At 39.9% G+C, this 3,253-nt stretch carries 3 protein-coding genes and 1 pseudogene; 2 read left to right on the forward strand and 2 right to left on the reverse strand.

Annotated features, from left to right (window positions below):
• Nucleotides 1-101: pseudogene (locus AB4496_RS26240) on the reverse strand (Rpn family recombination-promoting nuclease/putative transposase); the annotation flags it as partial.
• A 328-nt stretch (nt 102-429) separates the two neighbouring features.
• Between AB4496_RS26240 and AB4496_RS26245 the strand changes: the two are divergent.
• Complete coding sequence (locus AB4496_RS26245; protein ID WP_102257498.1) at nt 430-1,557, forward strand: DUF3800 domain-containing protein; 1,128 nt, start codon at nt 430-432, stop codon at nt 1,555-1,557.
• Between the two features lie 37 nt (nt 1,558-1,594).
• A complete protein-coding gene (locus AB4496_RS26250; protein WP_240798320.1) occupies nt 1,595-2,467 on the forward strand; it encodes a bacteriophage abortive infection AbiH family protein in 873 nt (290 codons plus the stop codon).
• Nucleotides 2,468-2,687: 220 nt separating this feature from the next.
• Here the strand turns inward: AB4496_RS26250 and radC are convergent, their stop codons facing one another.
• A complete protein-coding gene (gene radC / locus AB4496_RS26255) occupies nt 2,688-3,173 on the reverse strand; it encodes a DNA repair protein RadC (protein ID WP_102257500.1) in 486 nt (161 codons plus the stop codon).
• Nucleotides 3,174-3,253 lie beyond the last annotated feature (80 nt).

Here is a 3,253-nt window from a genome sequence, read left to right on the forward strand (position 1 = left end):
CCTTCCCCCTGAGACGTTTTAAGAGAATAAAGGACATCCGAATAGTAAGGCCGTAAGTTTTCTTCTATAAAGCTGCCTGATTCGAGCTTTAGGGTAGTCAAAACAGTACCATGATAAAAATTCTGCACCATGTTGGTTTCTTTCTACACATCAATTTAGTTCATTTACTCTAAGTAATCTTTGCCCCCTTTCCTTCTTAGAGTAAATAATCATTCATACACTGTTAATGTTAGTTTGCCATACCATAACTAATAACACGGTGCAGGGATAAGAGACTGACTATTTCCGTGATTCTTCCTTGGTACATGTACAAAAGTCACATTGCTTACATATATGATTTGAGTTGCTTATTTAGAGCGAGCAAGATAGACGGAATGTAGAAGCGGAAGTATTCCGTCTAGAAAGCGTTATGTGCTTAGAGGAATAAATATGCATCGATATTACTTGGATGAAAGTGGTAATACTGGCGATTTGATTAAGCCAGAGTTCTCATTGCAGTTTGGTGGTCAACCTTTGTTCGCATTATCGTGTGTTGGAGTTGATGATGAAAAGGCCGTTGCAGATAAATTGTCTGATCTCAAACTGAAATATGGAGTTGAGAATGAACTGAAATCAACCGAAATTTATGCTTATAAGCCTGAGTTTTTCCTTGAACTTGCAAAATATCTTGTTGGAAACAGAGTTCCTATATTTGTAGAGTTAGTTGATAAGAAGTTTTGCATAATTACTAATTTAATCAGCAGCCTGATTATACCTTTCTATGGTGAAATAGATGAAACGAATGGACACAACCAATATGCCCGAAATCATTTAGCAGACTACATGTGGCATGAGCTTCCACTAAAATACTTAGAACTATTTAATAAAGTTTGTCTTCAAAGACAAAGCGTTAAGGTCATTGACTTCCTGAGTGAGTTAAAAGCTTACTTTGACAGCACGAGTTGTAGCATGCTTGAAAAACGAGATGTCAGTCGGTTATTGGCTGCTTCAATAGACGAGTTTCAGTCTTTTTGTCTTGAGTATGGTGATGAAAAGGCTGTTGAAAGTTATCTACCAATCCCTGATATATTAAACAAAAGTAAAAGAAAATCGAAAGCTAAAAAAATAAATATACTGCCGCATGTGCATTCATTTTTTAACATTATTGGTCGCTTGAACAAGTATCATTTGGGAAATGTTGAGAACATAGTTTTGATGCACGATGAACAGCGGGACTTCGATGTTATTTTAGAAAAATCGAAAGAATATATAGTTCAGAATAGTATCTCAAAGAACTCTCCACCGATTCCTAATTCTGATCTAGATGTTCATAGTGACTTTAGGCTTGAATTTGTTAACTCAAACTTGAGTTCAGGAGTTCAAGTGGCAGACTTGATCGCGGGCTTCTATGCGCGATTTATCAATGATACTTTCTATGAAAGAAAGCGAATTGGCAGTGTTTACGTTAATACCTTCAACATACTTGTCGAATATCAAAAACCACTATCACCGTTGGGCGTCAACTTTGTTTTACCGCATCATAAGCAGCAAAGTGTATTTACAGCATTTGGCTTGTAAAGCATATACATATAACAAGACATTAGGGCTATGAGGTATGAGAAAGATGACAACACTTTATATAATTGGTAATGGATTTGATCTTTGGCACGATTTGCCAACAAGTTACAGTCAGTTTTATGAGTTCGCACAAAGTACTCTAGATGAGCTAGAAAATTATTACTCTTTCGACTTACATGATCATGAACCTTGGCATGACTTTGAGAACGCGCTGGGTGCTTTCTGTTGGGAAGACTTCTTTGATTTTCATAATGAAGTCGATATTCAAGCAGAAGACTTTAGGCCTAGTTTTGTTTATGGGTTAGAAGATGAACTTACTGAGCAAACCGATATACATGTTTCTACGGTGAAAGAAACTTTCATTGGGTGGGTTAACCAAATAGATGTAACTCGGGCGAGCGAGAAAATCACGTTTCCTGAAAATGCACATTTTATCACTTTTAACTACACATCAACCCTTCAACTCATCTATGGCATTGAAGATGAAAGCGTGTTCCATATTCATGGGCGTGCTGAGACCAACGATGATTTAATTTTTGGTCATGGAGAAAATATTGTAGAGATACCAGAAGTTGATGAAGACGGAGAGAGCACTCGTTCGATGTTTTCGGATGCTGAAAGTGCTGCTAGGTATCCCCTTCATGCACTTAAAAAGCCAGTTGATGACGTTTTAGAACAGAATAGCAGTTATTTTGAAGAGCTTGGGGACGTTACAGAGGTTGTGATTATTGGCCATTCATTGAACGCAATCGACTTGCCATACTTCCGCCGCATTGCTAATGGTACTGAAGGTGCGCGATGGAAAGTTTGCTGTTATACCGATGAAGAGAGAACAGAGCATGCTCAAGCCCTTATTGGTTGCGGTATTAGCCAAGATCAAATTGAAATCTGTAAGTACGATGAGCTATAGCATTGTTTGAGAACGCACCTAACAAATAAGCTCTGACGAAATTCAATTATATTGGGGGGAGTTTATGTTTCTACTGGACAATGGTTCTCAAGGCTTTTTTCCATACCTCAATTAATCCGTTTATCGCTAATTTAGCGAGTGATATAACACGTTTATGTCCAAAAATGTGTTAAAGGGTAGTCTCCTACCCTGTTTCAATCAGCGGCCATAAGCCGCTTTTTTAAATCCAGCCTCGCTCAGAAAAAGACACCACACACTCAAATGAAACCACAAAGTGGTCCAGTACTCGGATATCAACCAATGCCAACGCATCCGTCAGTTGACGGGTAATGCGTCGGTCAGCTTGACTTGGGGTGGCGTCGCCACTTGGGTGGTTATGATAGAGAATAACCGCACTCGCGTTCGCGGCCAGCGACGCTTTCACGACTTCACGCGGATAGACCGAAGCGGCATTAACGGTACCGTAGAACATCTCTTTGGTGCGCAACACTCGATGTTGATTATCGAGGAAGATAATCCCAAACACTTCAGACTCACAAGCGGCCAAGGACGTTTGACAGAACGATTTCACCAATTCAGGCGAGGTTAATGGCGTTTGTTCTGAGATAAACAGTTTGGATTTGAGAATGCTTGCGGCCTGGTCAAGGATGCCCTTTTCTTCTGATGTGAATAACGAAACATTTGAGTATTGAACAAGTGCTGACATGGTATTTCCTTTCGGTCTTGGTGAGCGTCTGACTGTCCGTACCCAGTTGCAGGTTCTGCAGCGCAAGGGCGCGCAGCGGC

Origin of the sequence: Vibrio sp. 10N.222.46.A1 (assembly GCF_041473595.1) — a bacterium.
Classification (GTDB): domain Bacteria; phylum Pseudomonadota; class Gammaproteobacteria; order Enterobacterales; family Vibrionaceae; genus Vibrio; species Vibrio tasmaniensis_A.